Annotated in this window: 15 protein-coding genes and 1 tRNA gene; 3 read left to right on the top strand and 13 right to left on the bottom strand. The window is 57.4% G+C overall.

From position 1 onward, the window contains the following. Positions 1–771 carry a tRNA (cytosine(32)/uridine(32)-2'-O)-methyltransferase TrmJ gene (gene trmJ, locus ACTD9P_RS18845; RefSeq protein WP_438868885.1) on the bottom strand — a complete coding sequence of 257 codons (771 nt, stop codon included), beginning with the start codon at positions 769–771 and terminating at the stop codon, positions 1–3. A 145-nt stretch (positions 772–916) separates the two neighbouring features. Between trmJ and suhB the strand changes: the two genes are divergently transcribed. Further along, entirely contained in the window at positions 917–1,732 is an 816-nt protein-coding gene (gene suhB, locus ACTD9P_RS18850; RefSeq protein ID WP_003175971.1) for a type III secretion system regulator SuhB, read from the top strand. Between the two features lie 188 nt (positions 1,733–1,920). On the opposite strand, the gene ACTD9P_RS18855 is transcribed toward suhB, so the two are convergent. From ACTD9P_RS18855 to queA, 6 genes are all read right to left on the bottom strand, one after another. Beyond that, positions 1,921–2,463: a glycine zipper 2TM domain-containing protein gene (locus tag ACTD9P_RS18855; RefSeq protein WP_017135941.1), complete on the bottom strand. Its 543-nt coding sequence runs from the start codon at positions 2,461–2,463 to the stop codon at positions 1,921–1,923. Positions 2,464–2,586: 123 nt separating this feature from the next. Then, a complete protein-coding gene (secF, locus tag ACTD9P_RS18860; RefSeq protein ID WP_200434203.1) occupies positions 2,587–3,501 on the bottom strand; it encodes a protein translocase subunit SecF in 915 nt (304 codons plus the stop codon). Positions 3,502–3,510: 9 nt separating this feature from the next. Beyond that, on the bottom strand, positions 3,511–5,382 hold the full coding sequence (gene secD, locus ACTD9P_RS18865) for a protein translocase subunit SecD (RefSeq protein ID WP_438868886.1): 1,872 nt from the start codon (positions 5,380–5,382) through the stop codon (positions 3,511–3,513). 62 nt (positions 5,383–5,444) lie between these two features. Then, positions 5,445–5,783, bottom strand: a complete 339-nt coding sequence (gene yajC, locus ACTD9P_RS18870) for a preprotein translocase subunit YajC (protein WP_003175975.1) — start codon at positions 5,781–5,783, stop codon at positions 5,445–5,447. Between the two features lie 43 nt (positions 5,784–5,826). Further along, positions 5,827–6,942, bottom strand: a complete 1,116-nt coding sequence (gene tgt / locus ACTD9P_RS18875) for a tRNA guanosine(34) transglycosylase Tgt (protein ID WP_003175976.1) — start codon at positions 6,940–6,942, stop codon at positions 5,827–5,829. A gap of 5 nt (positions 6,943–6,947) precedes the next feature. Continuing rightward, positions 6,948–8,012 (bottom strand): tRNA preQ1(34) S-adenosylmethionine ribosyltransferase-isomerase QueA, encoded by a 1,065-nt coding sequence (queA, locus tag ACTD9P_RS18880; protein ID WP_438868887.1) that lies wholly within the window; start codon positions 8,010–8,012, stop codon positions 6,948–6,950. Between the two features lie 108 nt (positions 8,013–8,120). Here queA and ACTD9P_RS18885 point away from each other — a divergent pair. After that, positions 8,121–8,205: transfer RNA gene (locus tag ACTD9P_RS18885), tRNA-Leu, on the top strand. A gap of 91 nt (positions 8,206–8,296) precedes the next feature. On the opposite strand, the gene ACTD9P_RS18890 is transcribed toward ACTD9P_RS18885, so the two are convergent. The 6 genes from ACTD9P_RS18890 to tnpB form a co-directional block, all read right to left on the bottom strand. Continuing rightward, a complete protein-coding gene (locus tag ACTD9P_RS18890) occupies positions 8,297–9,496 on the bottom strand; it encodes a Wadjet anti-phage system protein JetD domain-containing protein (RefSeq protein WP_438868888.1) in 1,200 nt (399 codons plus the stop codon). Continuing rightward, positions 9,493–12,855, bottom strand: a complete 3,363-nt coding sequence (locus tag ACTD9P_RS18895; RefSeq protein WP_438868889.1) for an ATP-binding protein — start codon at positions 12,853–12,855, stop codon at positions 9,493–9,495. Before ACTD9P_RS18895 ends, ACTD9P_RS18890 begins: the two co-directional genes overlap by 4 nt. Next, positions 12,852–13,517 (bottom strand): DUF4194 domain-containing protein, encoded by a 666-nt coding sequence (locus ACTD9P_RS18900; RefSeq protein ID WP_438868890.1) that lies wholly within the window; start codon positions 13,515–13,517, stop codon positions 12,852–12,854. The genes ACTD9P_RS18895 and ACTD9P_RS18900 overlap by 4 nt, the downstream gene beginning before the upstream one ends. Further along, positions 13,514–14,968 carry a DUF3375 domain-containing protein gene (locus ACTD9P_RS18905; protein ID WP_438868891.1) on the bottom strand — a complete coding sequence of 485 codons (1,455 nt, stop codon included), beginning with the start codon at positions 14,966–14,968 and terminating at the stop codon, positions 13,514–13,516. The genes ACTD9P_RS18900 and ACTD9P_RS18905 overlap by 4 nt, the downstream gene beginning before the upstream one ends. A 473-nt stretch (positions 14,969–15,441) precedes the next feature. Continuing rightward, positions 15,442–16,953 (bottom strand): IS66 family transposase, encoded by a 1,512-nt coding sequence (tnpC, locus tag ACTD9P_RS18910; protein ID WP_438868892.1) that lies wholly within the window; start codon positions 16,951–16,953, stop codon positions 15,442–15,444. A gap of 18 nt (positions 16,954–16,971) precedes the next feature. Next, entirely contained in the window at positions 16,972–17,331 is a 360-nt protein-coding gene (gene tnpB, locus ACTD9P_RS18915) for an IS66 family insertion sequence element accessory protein TnpB (protein ID WP_438868893.1), read from the bottom strand. Between the two features lie 109 nt (positions 17,332–17,440). Between tnpB and ACTD9P_RS18920 the strand changes: the two genes are divergently transcribed. Beyond that, the gene (locus ACTD9P_RS18920; RefSeq protein ID WP_438868894.1) at positions 17,441–17,704 is read left to right on the top strand and encodes a hypothetical protein; all 264 of its coding nucleotides are present in this window, start codon (positions 17,441–17,443) and stop codon (positions 17,702–17,704) included. Positions 17,705–17,912 lie beyond the last annotated feature (208 nt).

Below are 17,912 nucleotides of genomic sequence, written 5' to 3' on the forward strand. Positions count from 1 at the left end.
TTAATCCTTCCGCTTAAGAAGCTCACCACGGGCCGCTTTCTGGGTTTCCGTGAGGATGCCACGCAATATGTTCATTTCTGCCCGGCTGACCGAGCTACGGCCGTACAAGCGACGCAGACGTGCCATCAAGTGCCGGGGTTTTTCCGGATCGAGAAACTCAATGGCCACCAGGGTTTGCTCCAGATGCTCATAGAATCGCTCCAGCTCGTCCATGGTGGCCAGCTCGCCACTCTTGGTCGATGCGACCTCATCCTTCTCGACCTTGCTCGGCTGGCCTTGTGCAGCCAACCAGGCCATGCGCACTTCGTAACTCAACACCTGCACCGCAGCCCCGAGGTTCAGCGAGCTGAACTCAGGGTCTGATGGGATGTGCACGTGGTAATGACATCGCTGCAGCTCTTCATTGGTCAGGCCGGAGTCTTCACGGCCAAACACTAAGGCGATTTCAGCGCCGCCTGCAGCCTCTTCCACCACTTTGGTGCCGCACTCGCGCGGATCCAGCAGCGGCCAGGGAATTCGCCGGTCGCGCGCGCTGGTGCCCAGCACCAGATTGCAGCCGACCAAGGCGTCTTCCAAGGTTGCGACGACCCGGGCTTTTTCAAGGATGTCATTGGCGCCGGACGCACGGGCATCGGCCTCGTGGTGCGGGAACACACGCGGCTCGACCAGCACCAGGCGCGTCAGCCCCATGTTTTTCATGGCTCGCGCCACCCCGCCGATGTTGCCGGGATGACTGGTATTGACGAGGACGACACGGATGTTATGCAGCAAGGGAGGCGCTCTCGGACACGGGAAAGGGGAGCAAATCTTACAGAACAGCCTAAGGTTATGCCATGAAAGCTAACGTCGTCCTTCACCTGAAGAAAGTTTCTGCTAGAATGCCCGGCTTTCTTTAACAACCTTAGGTGACACATCCATGCAGCCCATGCTGAATATCGCGCTGCGCGCCGCCCGCAGCGCCAGTGAATTGATCTTCCGCTCCATCGAGCGCCTGGATACCATCAAGGTCGACGAAAAAGACGCCAAGGATTATGTATCCGAGGTGGACCGCGCCGCCGAGCAAAAAATCATCGACGCGCTGCGCAAGGCCTACCCTACCCACGGCATCCTCGGTGAAGAAACCGGCTTGCACAAAGGCAGCGGCGAAGGCGAAGACTACCTGTGGATCATCGACCCACTGGATGGCACCACCAACTTCCTGCGCGGCATCCCACACTTTGCAGTGAGCATTGCCTGTAAATACCGTGGCCGCCTGGAACACGCCGTCGTACTCGACCCGGTTCGCCAGGAAGAATTCACCGCCAGCCGTGGCCGTGGCGCCCAGTTGAACGGTCGTCGCCTGCGTGTCAGCGGCCGTACCAGCCTGGACGGCGCCCTGCTGGGCACTGGCTTCCCGTTCCGTGACGACCAGATGGACAACCTGGAAAACTACCTGGGCATGTTCCGCGCCCTGGTTGGCCAGACCGCCGGTATCCGCCGCGCCGGTGCTGCCAGCCTGGACCTGGCGTATGTTGCCGCCGGTCGTTTTGATGCGTTCTGGGAGTCGGGCCTGTCCGAGTGGGACATGGCTGCAGGCGCCCTGCTGATCCAGGAAGCTGGCGGCTTGGTGAGCGACTTCACCGGTGGTCACGACTTCCTGGAGAAAGGCCACGTAGTTGCTGGCAACACCAAATGCTTCAAGGCAGTACTGACGGCGATCCAGCCGCACCTGCCGGCTTCGCTGAAGCGTTAAGCGAGCGAGCACAAAAAAGCACCCTAATGGGTGCTTTTTTTATGCCTGGGATTTGGCATCTCAGCAGCCAACACAATCCAATGTGGGAGCTGGCTTGCCTGCGATAGTGGCCTGCCAGCTAGCTAATAGGTTGCTGACCCACCGCTATCGCAGGCAAGCCAGCTCCCACACTTGGATTGAATTCAGCCTTATTGCTGGTTCTGACCCAGGATCAGACGACCTTCCTTATCTACTGGAATCTGGCCGCCCGGATCACGATCCATACGCACCGAACCTTCCTTACCGTCCAGGTTGTAGCGCACGTCGTAACCGACCACCTTGTCACTGATGTCATTGACGGTGCTGCAACGCTGCTGGGTGGTGGTATAGGTATCGCGGTTCTGCATACCTTCCTGCACCTTGTTACCGGCGTAACCGCCACCGACTGCACCGGCTACAGTAGCCAGCTTCTTGCCATTACCGCCACCGACCTGGTTGCCCAACAGGCCACCGGCCAACGCACCGACCACGGTGCCGACGATTTGATGCTGATCCTGCACCGGCTTCTGCCGAGTCACGGTGACGTCCTTGCAGACCTCGCGAGGAGTTTTGATCTGGGTTTTCACCGGCTGCACTGCCAGCACTTGCGCATACTCAGGGCCGCTTTTTACCAGGCTGTAGGTGGCAACAGCACCCCCGGCAGTCACACCGACAGCACCCAATACCGCACCAACCAGTAACGACTTGTTCACGTGAACCTCCTGACCATCACAAGCGGACCGAAACGTCCGCGCTATACCCAGCCTTGGAGCAAAAAAAAAGGCACGAGTTCAATACTCGTGCCTTCTTTGTAACAGCGTATCAACGAACACCCATCAAGGACGGTCGTCGACCTCCTTGCCGGTAGCGGCAGGCGGGATCAAGTCTTCGCTGTTGAGGTTCAGCCAGATCAGCACCACGTTGGCAATGTAGATCGACGAGTAGGTACCCGCCAGAACGCCGATGAACAGCGCCAGGGAGAAGCCCCACAGGTTGTCGCCACCGAAGATCATCAGGGCAGCAATCGCCAGCAACGTGGAGATCGACGTCGCCATGGTCCGAAGCAAGGTCTGAGTGGTGGAGATGTTGATGTTCTCGACCAGCGTAGCCTTGCGCAGTACACGGAAGTTCTCACGAACCCGGTCGAATACCACGATGGTGTCGTTGAGCGAGTAACCAATGATCGCCAGCACCGCCGCCAACACCGTCAGGTCGAAGGTGATCTGGAAGTACGCGAGGATACCCACGGTGACGATAACGTCGTGGATCAGCGAAACAATGGCGCCGACGCCGAACTTCCACTGAAAGCGGAACGCCAGGTAGATCATGATGCCGGCCAGCGCCATCAGCATGCCGAGGCCGCCCTGGTCGCGCAGCTCTTCACCCACCTGCGGGCCCACAAACTCGACGCGCTTGACCGACGCCGGGTTGTCACCGCCGACCTTCTGCAAGGCTTCGGCTACCTGATGACCCAACTGCGGGTCTTCGCCTGGCATACGCACCAGCAGATCGGTAGTAGCACCGAAGCTCTGCACGATGGCTTCGTGATAACCGGCCTTGACCAGCTCGCCGCGCACCAGGGTAACGTCAGCCGGCTTCTCGTAGGTCAGCTCGATGAGCGTACCGCCGGTGAAGTCCAGACCGTAGTTCAAGCCCTTATGGAACAGGCTGAACAACGCCAGAACGGTAAGGAGCACTGTGGCGCCGAACGCAACGTTGCGAACGCCCATGAAGTTGATTGTACGTAACATGGCAGCCCCTTAAATCCACAACTTCTTGAAGTCACGCCCGCCAAAGATCAGGTTGACCATTGCGCGGGTCACCATGATGGCCGTGAACATCGAGGTAAAGATACCGAGGGACATGGTCACCGCAAAACCTTTGACCGGGCCGGTGCCCATGGCAAAGAGAATCCCGCCGACCAGCAGAGTGGTCAAGTTGGAGTCGAGAATCGCGGTAAATGCCCGGCCGAAGCCTTCGTTGATTGCACGCTGTACGGTCATGCCCGCCGCGATCTCTTCACGAATACGCGAGAAGATCAGTACGTTGGCGTCTACCGCCATACCCATGGTGAGTACGATACCGGCGATACCTGGCAGGGTCAGCGTTGCGCCCAGCAGCGACATCAAGGCCAGCAGCATCACCATGTTGCCCGCCAGGGCCACGGTGGCGATGATGCCGAAGAAGCGGTAGATGGCGATGATGAACAGCGATACGAACAGCATGCCCCACAAGGCAGCGTCGATACCCTTGGTGATGTTGTCGGCACCCAGGCTCGGGCCAATGGTGCGTTCTTCAGCGAAGTACATCGGCGCCGCCAGGCCACCAGCACGCAGCAGCAGTGCCAGCTCGGACGATTCGCCCTGGCCGTTCAGGCCAGTGATGCGGAATTGAGCACCCAGCGGCGACTGGATGGTCGCCAGGCTGATGATCTTCTTCTCTTCCTTGAAGGTCTGCACCGGCACGTCTTTCTCGACACCGTCGACCATTTGCTTGGTGTAGGTGGTGACCGGGCGTTGCTCGATGAAGATTACCGCCATGCTGCGACCGACGTTGCTGCGCGTGGCGCGGCTCATCAGGTCACCGCCATGGCCATCCAGACGGATGTTCACTTCCGGCGTACCGTGCTGCGAATCGAAACCCGCCTTGGCATCCGTTACCTGATCACCGGTGATGATCAAGCCACGTTCGATCAGCGCTGGAGGACGGTTGCCCTCACGGAATTCGAATTCTTCAGCAGTCGCGCGAGTCGCGCCCGGCTCAGCTGCCAGACGGAATTCCAGGTTGGCGGTTTTGCCCAGGATACGCTTGGCTTCAGCAGTATCCTGTACGCCCGGCAGCTCAACCACGATGCGGTTGGCGCCTTGACGCTGCACGATCGGCTCAGCCACACCCAGCTCGTTGACGCGGTTACGTACCGTGGTCAAGTTCTGCTTAATGGAGTATTCGCGGATTTCCGCGATCTTGGCCGGGCTCATCGCCAGACGCAGTACAGCCTGACCATTCAGGTCAGCCGGTACGATGTCGAAATCATTGAAGTTCTTGCGCACCAGGGCACGGGCTTGTTCGCGGGTCGCTTCATCAGAGAAGCCCAGCTGAATGGCGCCGTTGAGTTGCGGCAGGCTGCGATAACGCACCTTCTCTTTGCGCAGCAGGCTCTTCACGTCGCCTTCATAGACTTTCAGGCGTGCGTCGAGGGCTTTGTCCATGTCGACTTCCAGCAGGAAGTGCACACCGCCGGACAAGTCCAGACCCAGCTTCATCGGGTGCGCGCCAATGCTGCGCAGCCATTTTGGCGTGGTCTGTGCCAGGTTGAGTGCAACAACGTAGTCGTCACCCATGGCCTTGCGCACGACATCCTTGGCCGGCAATTGGTCTTCTGCCTTGGTCAGGCGCAACAAACCGCCCTTCGCATCAGCCGCCAACGTTGCCGCTTTAACCTGAATACCGGCGTCAGTGAGCGCTTTGCTCGCACGGTCCAAGTCAGCCTGATTGACCTGCAGCGTAGTGCTGGCGCCAGTGATCTGGATCGCAGGGTCATCAGGATAAAGATTGGGAGCGGAATAAATAAAACCGATCGCCAGCACCGCCAGGATCAGTACGTATTTCCACAGAGGGTATTTGTTCAGCATCACGCCGCCCGCTTATAACGCGGGGCGCCTTGCGCGCCCCGTCGATTGGTAAAGGTTGTTACTCAGATCGCTTTGAGCGTGCCTTTTGGCAGCGTGGCGGCGATGGCGCCCTTCTGGAACTTCATTTCTACGGTGTCGGAGACTTCCAGAACCACGAAAGCATCGGAAACCTTGGTGATCTTGCCGGCGATGCCGCCAGTGGTCACCACTTCGTCGCCTTTCTGCAGGCTGCCCAGCAGGTTTTTCTGCTCTTTGGCGCGCTTGGCCTGTGGACGCCAGATCATCAGGTAGAAGATGACCAGGAAGCCGACCAGGAAAATCCACTCGAAACCACCGCCCATAGGGCCGGCAGCGGCAGGCGCAGCGGCGTCAGCCATGGCATTAGAGATAAAAAAGCTCATTTAGCACTCCAGTTGCAAATAGTGAATCTTAGGGTCGGAAAACTCAGTCCAAGGGCGGCACAGGGAGCCCGCGCTTGGCATAGAAGGCATCGACGAAGGCGGCCAATGTACCCTGTTGAATAGCCTCGCGCAAACCAGCCATCAGGACTTGGTAGTGACGCAAATTGTGGATGGTATTCAACATGCTACCCAGCATTTCCCCGCACTTGTCCAGATGGTGCAGATAAGCCCGCGAGAAGTTCTGACAGGTGTAGCAGTCACAGGTGGGATCCAGCGGCGAATCATCATGGCGATGGAACGCGTTACGGATCTTCAGCACGCCTGTATCGATGAACAGATGCCCATTGCGGGCATTACGGGTTGGCATCACGCAATCGAACATGTCCACACCGCGGCGCACACCCTCTACGAGATCTTCCGGTTTGCCAACGCCCATAAGGTAACGAGGTTTGTCAGCGGGCATCAGGCCCGGCAGGTAATCCAGCACCTTGATCATCTCGTGCTTGGGCTCACCCACCGACAGACCGCCGATGGCCAGGCCGTCGAAGCCGATCTTGTCGAGGCCCTCCAGCGAGCGTTTGCGCAGGCTTTCGTGCATGCCGCCCTGGACGATACCGAACAGTGCCGCCGTGTTGTCGCCGTGGGCGTTTTTCGAGCGCTGAGCCCAACGCAACGACAGCTCCATGGAAATACGTGCCACATCTTCATCCGCTGGATAAGGCGTGCACTCGTCAAAAATCATCACGATGTCGGAGCCAAGATCGCGCTGCACCTGCATCGACTCTTCAGGCCCCATGAACACTTTGGAACCGTCCACCGGTGAGGCGAAGGTCACGCCCTCCTCTTTGATCTTGCGCATGGCGCCCAGGCTGAACACCTGGAAACCACCGGAGTCGGTGAGGATCGGGCCTTGCCACTTCATGAAGTCATGCAGGTCGCCATGCTTCTTGATCACTTCCGTGCCCGGGCGCAGCCACAGGTGGAAGGTGTTGCCCAGGATGATCTCGGCACCGGTGGCAACGATGTCACGCGGCAGCATGCCTTTGACGGTGCCGTAGGTGCCCACCGGCATGAAGGCCGGGGTTTCTACGGTGCCACGCGGGAACGTGAGGCGACCACGACGAGCCTTGCCATCCGTGGCCAACAATTCAAACGACATACGACTCATAATTGCTCCTCAAGGCCCGCTTCTTTAGGAGCAGTCGGCGCAGGGTTACGGGTGATAAACATCGCATCACCGTAGCTGAAAAAACGGTATCCATTATCGATGGCGGCTTTATACGCCGCCATTGTTTCGGGATAACCCGCGAAGGCCGACACCAGCATCAACAGCGTGGATTCCGGCAAATGGAAATTGGTCACCAGGCAATCGACCACATGGAATGGTCGGCCCGGGAAGATAAAGATATCGGTGTCGCCACTGAACGGCTTGAGCACACCATCACGCGCCGCACTCTCCAGCGAGCGCACGCTGGTGGTACCCACCGCGATAACACGACCGCCGCGCGCCTTGCACGCCGCCACCGCATCCACAACTTGCTGGCTGACTTCCAGCCACTCGCTGTGCATATGGTGGTCTTCGATGTTATCCACACGCACCGGCTGAAACGTGCCGGCCCCCACGTGCAGGGTCACATAGGCGCTTTCGACACCCTTGGCGGCAATCGCATCCAGCAGCGGCTGGTCGAAGTGCAGGCCGGCCGTTGGCGCGGCCACGGCGCCGAGGCGCTGCGAATATACCGTCTGGTAGCGCTCGCGGTCCGAGTCTTCGTCGGGGCGGTCGATATAAGGAGGCAGCGGCATATGGCCGACGCGCTCCAGCAGCGGCAACACTTCTTCGGCGAACTTGAGTTCGAACAACGCGTCATGGCGCGCAACCATCTCGGCTTCGCCGCCGCCATCGATGAGGATGCTCGAACCCGGTTTCGGCGATTTGCTGGAGCGCACATGGGCCAGCACGCGATGGTTGTCCAGCACCCGCTCTACCAGAATTTCCAGCTTGCCGCCGGACGCTTTCTGGCCAAACAGCCGTGCCGGAATCACCCGGGTATTGTTAAACACCATCAAATCGCCTGGGCGCAAATGCTCAAGCAAATCAGTGAATTGACGGTGTGCGAGGGCACCGCTCACCCCGTCCAGGGTCAGCAGTCGACTGGCGCGACGCTCGGCCAAAGGGTGGCGAGCGATCAGCGAATCAGGGAGCTCAAAAGTAAAGTCAGCAACGCGCATGATAGGGTTCGTCTAGCAGGGCCGGGGAGTCTAGCGGAAATAGTGAAAATAGACCATGAAACGTGATTGACCAACGGTAATCTCATCTCTATACTTCGCCGCCATTGAGCCCTGATGGCGGAATTGGTAGACGCGGCGGATTCAAAATCCGTTTTCGAAAGGAGTGGGAGTTCGAGTCTCCCTCGGGGCACCATCTTAAAGAAAGACCTTGAATTTCAAGGTCTTTTTTTTCGTCTGTAGAAAAGTGCACGACCGGCTGGTTTGTTGCTCGGCGCACGCGGGCTTCAACAAAAGCGCGTAGTCGATGAACGGCTTATCACTAACAGCGCACTCTCCAGCCAACCAAACCCCACATGCTCCTGTTCCAACCTGACCCCAGCCCCCAGTCGGTTGTCGCGCAGTTCGTCGAACAACCTACGCTCCTCTGGCGTCAGGCAAGGTAAATCGTGAACCACCTGCCGGCTTTCCTGGCCCCACAGTGCCTTGTGGGCATCCAGAGTTTGGTGATCCATCAATAATGACTCGACATGCCCAAACTTGCGGCGTAGTTGGTCAAGGATGGCAAAGCCATGGGTATCAATATCGCCCCAGTAATAGATCGTGCAGCGTGACAACCACGTTGCTCGTCCCAGGGTTTCCCAGCCATAGCCTTTACCAAAGATCACAATGGCCTCTGGTACGGATGGAAAGGCGAGGAAGTTGGTCTCGTTTTCGGTCACGAACACTCGCGTTACCGCAATGTCCAGCCGGGAGAAGCTCACGGCGTCGAGGGTGATGTCAGGCATATCGGGGCCGGGAAGCAGGGCCAGAGCAGGGTCCAGCACACGAAAGCGAAGCGCAGCGGTTTTTTCAAGGAAGCCGTAGCGGGCACAAAACTGCGAGGCGCCTTTGTGCTGTCCGGCGATGGCCTGCGCCGGCAGGGCTCGGTCGAACAGCTCGCTCAAGACGGCTTTGTGACCTTCGATAAACTTGGTGTGGATGCCCGGAATATCGACCTGCCGCAGGTAGATTCCAGGCTGTGGGTGTTGCCTCATCCACTCCACCACATCCAAAAGTGCAGACCAGTGCGGTGCGAGGGCTATGGCCTGCAAAGGCCGAACGCCCAGCCAGCCGACCAGTGAAGGTTGCCGCTGAAGGGTCAGTTCAAGCACACCGCGCAAGGCTTGCAGCTCTGCCTGTTTGCCGATCAGCGCGATGGCATCTTCGGCCGAGTCCAGCCACACAAACGCAGGCAACCGCTGCAGGCCTATAACCCGATGGTTGATGTCCCGCCATTGAATACGAAGACCATCGACAGCACCGAGCTGTGCGACCCACCTGCGAACGTCTTCGAAGTGTTCACTTAACTGCCTCGTGTCCGGCCCTTTCAACGCAAGGCGTCGTGGCTCCCAGGGCTCCCCCGCTGCCAGCGCGCGCAGTAAGTCCCCGCGAAGCCAAAGACGCAGCACCTGTTGCTTGAGGTCCTGCACCGTGGTCCAGTTCATCGTGAAAAATCACCTCGATTCTCCCGGTACTCCTCAATCGACAAATTGCGTAATCGGGAGGCCTTACCGCCCTCGTTTTGCACAAACCCCACGCTGGAAACAAAGGGCTCGATAATATGGATTTTCTGTAAGGGGGTGACGATCAGCAATTGCAGGTTGAGTTGTTCAAATAACCTCAAGCCATATTCGGCTGATTCGTCGGAGCCACGGCCGAATGCTTCATCAATCACCACAAAACGGAACGAGCGCGAACGCACGGCGCCCCATTCCAAACCGAATTGATAGGCCAGACTGGCCGCCAGGATCGTGTAGGCCAGCTTTTCCTTCTGCCCACCCGACTTGCCGCCCGAGTCTGAATAATGCTCGTGCTCGCGGTCATCCTCGCGCCAGCGTTCGCTTGCGGCAAACAGGAACCAATTGCGCACGTCGGTCACTTTGGCGGTCCAACGCCGATCTTGTTCAGACAATCCTTCCCGCCCACGAAAGCGATCAATAATGGTTTTGACTTTGAGGAATTTACTCTCCGAATACTGGGCGTCTTCGGAGCCGGTCAAGGCGCCTTCGGTGCAGGCGCGCAATTGCATCTGGAAGTCACGAATATCGGCGTCCGGGCTCAATTGCGACTCCAGCACAATATAGCGGCCGGGGTTATAGTCTATCTGCCCCAAGGATTCATTGATCCGGCCAATACGCTCTTTGATGGTCTCCCGCTCTCGCGCCAGTTGCCCGTTGAAGTTGGCGATCTCATTGATGGTATTGACGTTGAGCAACTCCTTGAAGCGCTCTTCAAAACGCGGCAGGTCGTCACGATTGAGTTGATCCAACAGGTTGCGGTATTCGTCGACCGCGTTAAGATCAGCATCGAACTCGCTGGTTTCCAGCTTGTAGGCTTCCTTGAAGGCCGCCATGGCGCGGATAATCTTGTCTCGCAGACGCTCCAACGCTTTGGCTTCGGCATCCATTTTGCCTTGCAGGGCTTCGCGCACTTCCCGTTCGGCGTTGTCACAGGATTCTACGGTCAACAGGCGCTCGCCCAGCACCTGGGCACGCAGGGCCTCCAAGTGGAGCCGCGTGGTGTCTGCGATTGTGATTATCAAGTTGAAGGTTTCGACTCGAAGCGCAATGGCGACTTCGTGCTTGGCCTGCACGCTACCCAACTCCTTGTCCAGCCTGGAGATTTCTTCTTCCGTCAGCCCCAGCGTGTCTTGCATGGTTTTCAGTTGCGCCGTCAGTTGCAGCAAGGTGTCACTGGCGGCTTCCAACAGGATCTTTTCATCCTGCAAGCGCGCCACGAAGGTCGCACACTCTGCCCAGTCAATTTCCCGGTAGTCGGTGAATTCATTGAGCGCGGCCAACGACTCAAGCTGCTGACGCAACTGGCTGCGCTGTTTTTCGGCAGCGGCGATATGTGCGCCAATGTCGGCCAACTGCACTTGCAGACGCTCTTTTATCGACTCAAGCGCAACGATTTTTTCTGCGTTGCTCCAGCCCAGCACGTATCGGCTGCGGTCATCCAACCGATGTCGATCATCCTTCTCGTGCCGCTCACCAGCGCCCTTGATCTGCCCCGACAAAGACAACGCACGCAGCTCTCGACGAAATTGCTCCGGCGTGTCGCAACAGGCGTAATTAAAACGATGGCTCAGTTCGCGCACCAGCCAGGCGTAAAACGCTGAGTCCGGTTTTACACTGAGTTTTGTGACCAGCGACTGTGGATGCAGATCCGGGGCATCTGACTGGCGCACAGAACGGACCCGGAAATACACCAGCCGGCCCGCCAGGTGGGTTTTATCCACCCATGCCGCGACCTGATTGTAATGTTCATCCGGCACCAACAGCGCCAGGCCGAAATTGTGCAACACACGCTCAATGGCACCCTCCCACGGGCGATGCTCTTCGCGCACCTGCAATAGCTCACCGACGAAGGGCATGACGTCTTCTGCCAGCCCCAACGCCAGACACATGGCCATGCGCAACTTGATCTGTGCGTCGGGGATATTGCTGCGCCGCGCCTTGAGACTGGTGATTTCACTGTCCAGTGCCTGGTGTTCACGCCGCCCCTGGCGCAACGAAACGCCCCATTCCGTGATCTGGTTTTGCAGGTCGGCTTCCTGGATGCCCGACCGTTCTCGACGCGTTTGCAGTTGCTGTCCAAGACGAGTGAACGCCGCTTCATCCTCAATGGGCGACTCGCCCACGGCGACAAGTAATTGCCCGTGGCGCTGCGCACGCTGGTGGCGGCGCTCGCGTTCGGTATCGTACTTGCGTATTTCTATCGCCAACTGCTCGAGACGATCACCGCCCTGCTCGGCCACCGCACGCTTGAGGGACTCGACGTCCAGTCGCTGACGATCACGCTGCTCGATCTGACGCTCCTTTTGCACACCGAGTCGATGTTGATCCTGTGCCAGCAGTTGCAGGCGTCGATCCAAGAGCGTCAGCTTGAGTTCGGAAAACCAGGGTTTGAGCGCCTCCCGACAATCACGCAAGCGGTCCTGCTCGGCACACAGGCCCTGGTACTTGTCGCAATCGGCCACCAACGGCTCAAGCAACACTCGCTGTTGTTTGGCTTTGAGCACGGCCTCATGGGCTCGGCTCAGATCATCGAAGTGGGCGATCAGCGCAATGATGCGGGCGGCGACATCAAAGGGTTCAAGCATATGGCTGCGCACAAAATCGGTCAGGTTACCCACAGATTTCATCGAGACCGTTTGATGAAACAGCTCCAGTGCCTGCTCGTTATCAATGCCAAGGCGACGCCGGAACCACGCACCGTACTTGGGAAAGCTGTCTTGAATATCCGCCCCGCTGTTACGGAGCCGCTTGCGCAGTTGCGGGATGTCCGAGCCAAAGTCGGCAAAGTCCGTTGTGATGCACAGGTCTCGCTCGGCCCCTACGTAAAAGCGCTCGGGCTGGCTTTGTCCGTCTTTCATCCAGAACACCTGGGCCAGGGTTACCGTTTGATCGTAACCGGCATTATGAAACACCCCGAGAATCACCGAATAGCTGTTGTGGTCACGAAGGGCGACGGGTTTGGCGGCACCAGTGACATCACTGCGCTCCGATTTGTAATGGCCCAAGACATAGGAGCGCAGGCTTCGCTCCTTGTTCTCGGCACCGGCGGCCTTGTTATAGGCAATTCGTTGAGTGGGCACCAGCAAAGTGGTCAGAGCATCCACAAGCGTCGACTTGCCTGAACCGATGTCCCCCGTCAGGAGACTGTTTCTGCCCTCGGGTAACAGCGTCCACACCCGTTGATCGAAGGTGCCCCAGTTAAAGACCTCCAGGCGTTTTAAGCGAAAGCCGGACAGGCTGTCATCACCGACAAAGTCCAACTCGGGCAGCAATAAATCACTCATGGCGCAACCTCCTGTTCGCTGTATGGCGAGGCAGGCCTCTCCCCGCCCAGATAGGCACGGTACTCACTCAGTCGGGTGTCGAACTCAGACAGCCACTGAGCATCCACGAACGCCTTCAAAATGCGTCGCACCTCATAACTGAGTGGGCCACTACTGCTCTTGAGACGCCGCAAAAAGCCCAGGTCGACGACCTTGCCGATATGCGTGTCGATCTGGTCGACCAGCCGCGCTTCGTTGCTGCTGTCGGGCAGGAACACGCGAATCAGTTCGACGAAGTCATCGCGGGTCAACACCAGCCGTGTTTCACCGCCACTGGCATCGAACTCCGCGAGTTTTTTACGCAGCAAGGCCAGGAGAAGGCTCACCGGAAATGACAACGGCCGTCGCGCAATCAGGCGCGGCACGCGAACCGTCGGTTCATCTTGTGCAGGTTCGTTTCGGCTTCTTAGAAAGGCGTACCCTTCGGCCTCATCCAGCATCAGCTCCAAACCCAGCACCGTCACGTAATCCCTTACTCGGGTTTGCAAGTTGAGCAACACACTCCACAAGCGCTCGTCAGCTTCGTGATACATCACCCCTTTAAGCAGCAAAACCAGCAGCGTCGATAAATCCGCCGCGCCACCGTCCATAACCACACCCGATGCGGGTTGATCTTCGCTCATCCTTGCCTCACAAAAATAATGCGTGCCAACCGTGCGTGCTTCTGCACCGGGCGGCCATCACGATCCTTCGCAACCCACGCAATCGGCTCGTCCTGGGTATCGTCGATAACGGTGGTAAAGGTTTCACTGCCTAAATGGAGATACGCCACCAATTCGGCCAACCCCTGCTGCAACGGCAGCAACCGGGTCAGTTCATGCAGGGTAATTTGCGAACGTACCTGCAAGGTTTGACGAATATGACCGGCCAATCGAACCAGATCGACGGCCTGGTCGTTATACAAAGCACTGATATCGATGTGTTCGTCGCCAACTTGCACTGCCATACCGGCAAAGTCGGGCTTTACAGTTAAGGTGTGCAATGGACGTTCCATGGGCAATTCAATCCCGGCGGCCACGTCAGCCATGTCCATGAAGGCCCCCACGGGCGCTTGCTCACGCAGGCCCAGCGCCTTGGCTTCAACCCCGTGCAAAATGTCCATGATGCGGCGGTTCTCCAACCAAACCTGATCGTCTAGAAACCGACGCAATTGCTGGGACAGCTGAGCGACCATGCGCTGGGTGTGTTCACCGGCCTCCAGCCAGTCGTAATGCACCCGCCGAGTACGAATATCCGGCTTGAGCTCCATCACCGGCGCCAAGGCCAGTACGCGCGCAAGCATATGCGTCAATTCCTCCTGACGACTACTCGACATCAAAAAACCCCAAAATGCCCTGAAACTGCGGCCTTGGTCCGACTCGGAAATGGCGTCGCGCTCGCCCATGATTTGCTCCAGCAACGCGCCTTTGGCACCTTCCCACAAGGCAATCCGCTCTCGTACACGCCGGTCGAGCAGACGAAAGTTGTGCTCGACCTCGCGGAAGTCAGCAAGCAACTCCCGTGATAACTGAGTGAATTGCTGAAAGCGATCTTTAAGCGCCGTATCATCAAGCAGCGGCACATCACCGCTCAGAATTTGTGCAATTTCCGCATCCAGCTCATCACGGCGTTTACGTAAGTCGGCAACACGCTTGGCCGGGTCGGTCTCGCTACCTTCACTCATTTGCTTAAGCAACTCGAACAGCGTCAATAAGCGTGACTCGGTACCGACGAATCCTCGCTCGGCGAGGGTCGCCAACCAGGCAATGGCTTTCTCGGTGGATGGGGTGAGGTCGAACTGCGGTTCGTCATCGTCTTGACGATAGAATTTGCGCAGCCAACCCTTTTCCGGACTGGCCCATTCATTGAGGTACTGCAACGCAGGCTTGGGGAAAACATCGTCATCCAGCTGCCGGCGCAAGACGTAAAGTTCGTCTTCCAAGGACTCGGCCAAATAAGCGGCAGAAATACTCCGAACATTGGGCGCGACAAAAGCACGATGTAAAAAGCTCGCAACCAGCGGGCCATGGTCCGACCGTAAGAGGCGCCAGGCCGGATGGTGCGTGCGCAAGCTTTCAAGAGTGGCGTAATCCATCGCTCACCGTTTCGCAGATTGATTAACGGATAACAGTGGCGGGAATCACGAACTTTTTCCACTTTTTAGTAGCACAACTAGCCGAATGGGTAGGTACGCGCCGGCTGGAAATCGATGAGCGAGTGCAGCGCACTGCTTGCCGACTATCGCGACCGTATGCGATCCATGAACCACATCACACCGACTCGAAGGTGGGTTCCCGTGGCATGCAAAATCTCCTGCCTCGGCTTGATTACGGCGCTCGCATGATTCTCTGACTATGACTCAGGCCCGGTGCAGATTGGCGCGTCCGCGAGGACAACCGCACTGAATGGCACTATAAAATACGTCAAAACTGGATCTTTTATCGATCCATTTTTCATTTACAGTCAGCCAAGCCCTAAGCATTTAACAGTGATTGTTAATTCTGCTTGAACGTCGAAAACTCCGTAAGCGCTCCATAAACCCCACCTAGCAAAAGGCGGGCAGAGCGTTTAGCCATACACCTGAGGCGTACAGTTCCAAGGCAGCAAGGCTTCGTAATCTTCAACTGATGCCGCCTGCGGCAACCGCTCCAGTGTGTGGCGCAGCCACGCATAGGGCTCCTGACCGTTGGCTTTGGCTGTCTCGACTAGGCTGTAGAGCCGAGCACTGGCCGTCGCGCCGTTGGGCGTGTCGCTGAACAACCAGTTCTTTCTACCGATCACGAAGGGTCTGATGGCGCGTTCGGCTGGGTTATTGTCGATCGGCAAATAGCCTTCCTCGACATACCGCTCAAGTTTGTTCCAGTTGTTGGCCAGATAGGTTACGGCTTTGCCCAGTGCGTTCTGCGTTGTGACATAGGGGAGCGTTTTATCGACCCAAGCCTTTAGCTCGCTCATCACATGGCAACTTAAATCCTGACGACCTCGTTTGCGGCCATCATCGCTACTTTCTTTGTACGCGATCTCGATGCCGTATAGCTTGCTGATCAGCTTCAACGCTATATCCGCACGTCCCGTCCTGCCTTTGGGTTGCAGTTTCTGCGCTTCAACAAACTTGCGCCGTGCATGAGCCCAACACCCCAAACGCTCGACGCCATCCTGCGCGCCCAGTGCGTTGTAACCGGCGTAATCGTCTGTCATCAAATAGCCGCGATAGCCTTCGAGCAGACGCACTGGTACTTCCTGCGCACGGCTGGTGGAGTAGTCGAAAAGGATCACCGGTTTGTCGGGCGGACCGCCGGTCTGCACCCACATCCAGGACTGACTGCCGGGCTGTCGGCTTGTCTCTTTCAAGACCTGAACGCGAGTTTCATCGCAGTGGATAACGCGGCTTTCCAGCAGTTGATCGCGCATCAGATTCAGCAGTGGCTGAACATGCTCACCGCACTGGATGACCCAGCGGGCCAGGGTTTGGCGCGGAACGTCGACGCCGTGACGGCTCAGCACTTTTTCAAAGCGGTGAAGCGGCAAACCATCCACGTACTTGGTGGTCAGCAGCATGGCCAGCACGCTGGGGCTGGCCATGCTTTTTTCGATCAGTTGGGCCGGTTTGTCTGCTGTTATGGGAGCTATTTCGCAGTCGCGGCAGCCGTATACCTTGCGCACGTGCTTGATAACTCGGATCTGCATCGGCACGATTTCAAGCTGCTCGCTGACTTCCTCGCCAATGGCGTGCTTGCGGCAGCCACATACGCACGTCAGTTCATGCTCAGGAAGTTCGTGGATGATTTCAATGCGCGGCAGGTCGGCGGGCAAAGGCTTGCGTTTGCCGCGCCGCTTGGCGGGTGAAACCGCCTCTTCCTCAGCGGATTCGTCGACGGGTTCTACTTCGTGTTCTGCTTCGTTGAACAACGCCATTTGCGGCGTCGCAGGATCGACCGCTTGCTCGGATTGTCGGCCAAACAGTCGCTGGCGCAGCAGGGCAACCTGTTCTTCAAGAAAGCCGACTCTGGACTGCATCTTCGCAAGCATCTGCTTGAGCAATTCGGGGTCATCGGGAAGGTTTTCGGGCATGTGATTCATGCCCTGGATTATACCGAATCAGGCCACGAATCGCGGCGTCAAAACCTGATGAGGGCGATTACGCCAGAGGTCGAAACCATCCAATAGCCAGTTAAGTTCCTGCACGGTCAAAACAATAGCTTCGTCGCCAGCCTCGGGCGACGTTTTGAAACGCTCGGATTCGAGACGCTTGAGCCACAGGCAGAAACCGTTGCGTTCCCAGTACAAGATCTTCACGCGGTTACGCGGCTTGTTGAGAAAAACGAAAAGCACCGGGTCGAATACCGCTACCTTGATATCCAGCTCGACCAGCGCGGCCAGGCCGTCAATGGATTTTCGAAAGTCCACGGGTTTGGGGTAGAGATAGACTTTTTCGACTTTGGCATCGGGTCGCATCATGACGGATGGCTCCTGAGGGAATCGGGAGAACAGCATCCGGGATCAGCTAAACGCATTGAATGTGGTGTTTATGGAGCGCTTACAAAACTCCCACGTGCGGAAAGTCAGTATGAGTTATAAAAACCACTTTATTGGTGCAGGCGCGGCCGCTCTGGTAGTGCTGTCAGTGTTCTACCTACCCACTATAGAACCTCCTACCCGGCAGGACTTTGCAAAGTATCCGTCGCTTCGACAAAAATGGTTCACAACATGCGACTTACGCAGCAACCTCGCAGAAGTTAATCAAACAGGATGCAAGCATTTACAAGAATGGCAGGCTGCTAATAAATTATCTGTTCTTGATAATTTGATGAATCAAAACCTGGGTAAGTAACTAACAGCAGCGCGACCGAGCATGAGCCATGCGTACTGCGCGATAAAGTTTTCGCGTGATGGTCTGCGCGATTCTTTCGACCGCCCAAAACAAAACCCCTGATTGCGTTAGCAATCAGGGGTTTCGGAATTTAATCTTGACGATGACCTACTCTCACATGGGGAAACCCCACACTACCATCGGCGATGCATCGTTTCACTACTGAGTT

The organism is Pseudomonas onubensis, assembly GCF_965653655.1.
Classification (GTDB): Bacteria; Pseudomonadota; Gammaproteobacteria; order Pseudomonadales; family Pseudomonadaceae; genus Aquipseudomonas.

Coding starts and splice junctions, on each gene's coding strand:
- ACTD9P_RS18920 (WP_438868894.1), top strand. CDS start 17,441: ATGAGTTATAAAAACCACTTTATTGGTGCAGGCGCGGCCGCTCTGGTA.
- tnpC (WP_438868892.1), bottom strand. CDS start 16,953: ATGAATCACATGCCCGAAAACCTTCCCGATGACCCCGAATTGCTCAAG.
- tnpB (WP_438868893.1), bottom strand. CDS start 17,331: ATGATGCGACCCGATGCCAAAGTCGAAAAAGTCTATCTCTACCCCAAA.
- queA (WP_438868887.1), bottom strand. CDS start 8,012: ATGCGCGTTGCTGACTTTACTTTTGAGCTCCCTGATTCGCTGATCGCT.
- tgt (WP_003175976.1), bottom strand. CDS start 6,942: ATGTCGTTTGAATTGTTGGCCACGGATGGCAAGGCTCGTCGTGGTCGC.
- ACTD9P_RS18905 (WP_438868891.1), bottom strand. CDS start 14,968: ATGGATTACGCCACTCTTGAAAGCTTGCGCACGCACCATCCGGCCTGG.
- ACTD9P_RS18900 (WP_438868890.1), bottom strand. CDS start 13,517: ATGAGCGAAGATCAACCCGCATCGGGTGTGGTTATGGACGGTGGCGCG.
- secF (WP_200434203.1), bottom strand. CDS start 3,501: ATGTTACGTACAATCAACTTCATGGGCGTTCGCAACGTTGCGTTCGGC.
- ACTD9P_RS18895 (WP_438868889.1), bottom strand. CDS start 12,855: ATGAGTGATTTATTGCTGCCCGAGTTGGACTTTGTCGGTGATGACAGC.
- yajC (WP_003175975.1), bottom strand. CDS start 5,783: ATGAGCTTTTTTATCTCTAATGCCATGGCTGACGCCGCTGCGCCTGCC.
- secD (WP_438868886.1), bottom strand. CDS start 5,382: ATGCTGAACAAATACCCTCTGTGGAAATACGTACTGATCCTGGCGGTG.
- ACTD9P_RS18890 (WP_438868888.1), bottom strand. CDS start 9,496: ATGAACTGGACCACGGTGCAGGACCTCAAGCAACAGGTGCTGCGTCTT.
- suhB (WP_003175971.1), top strand. CDS start 917: ATGCAGCCCATGCTGAATATCGCGCTGCGCGCCGCCCGCAGCGCCAGT.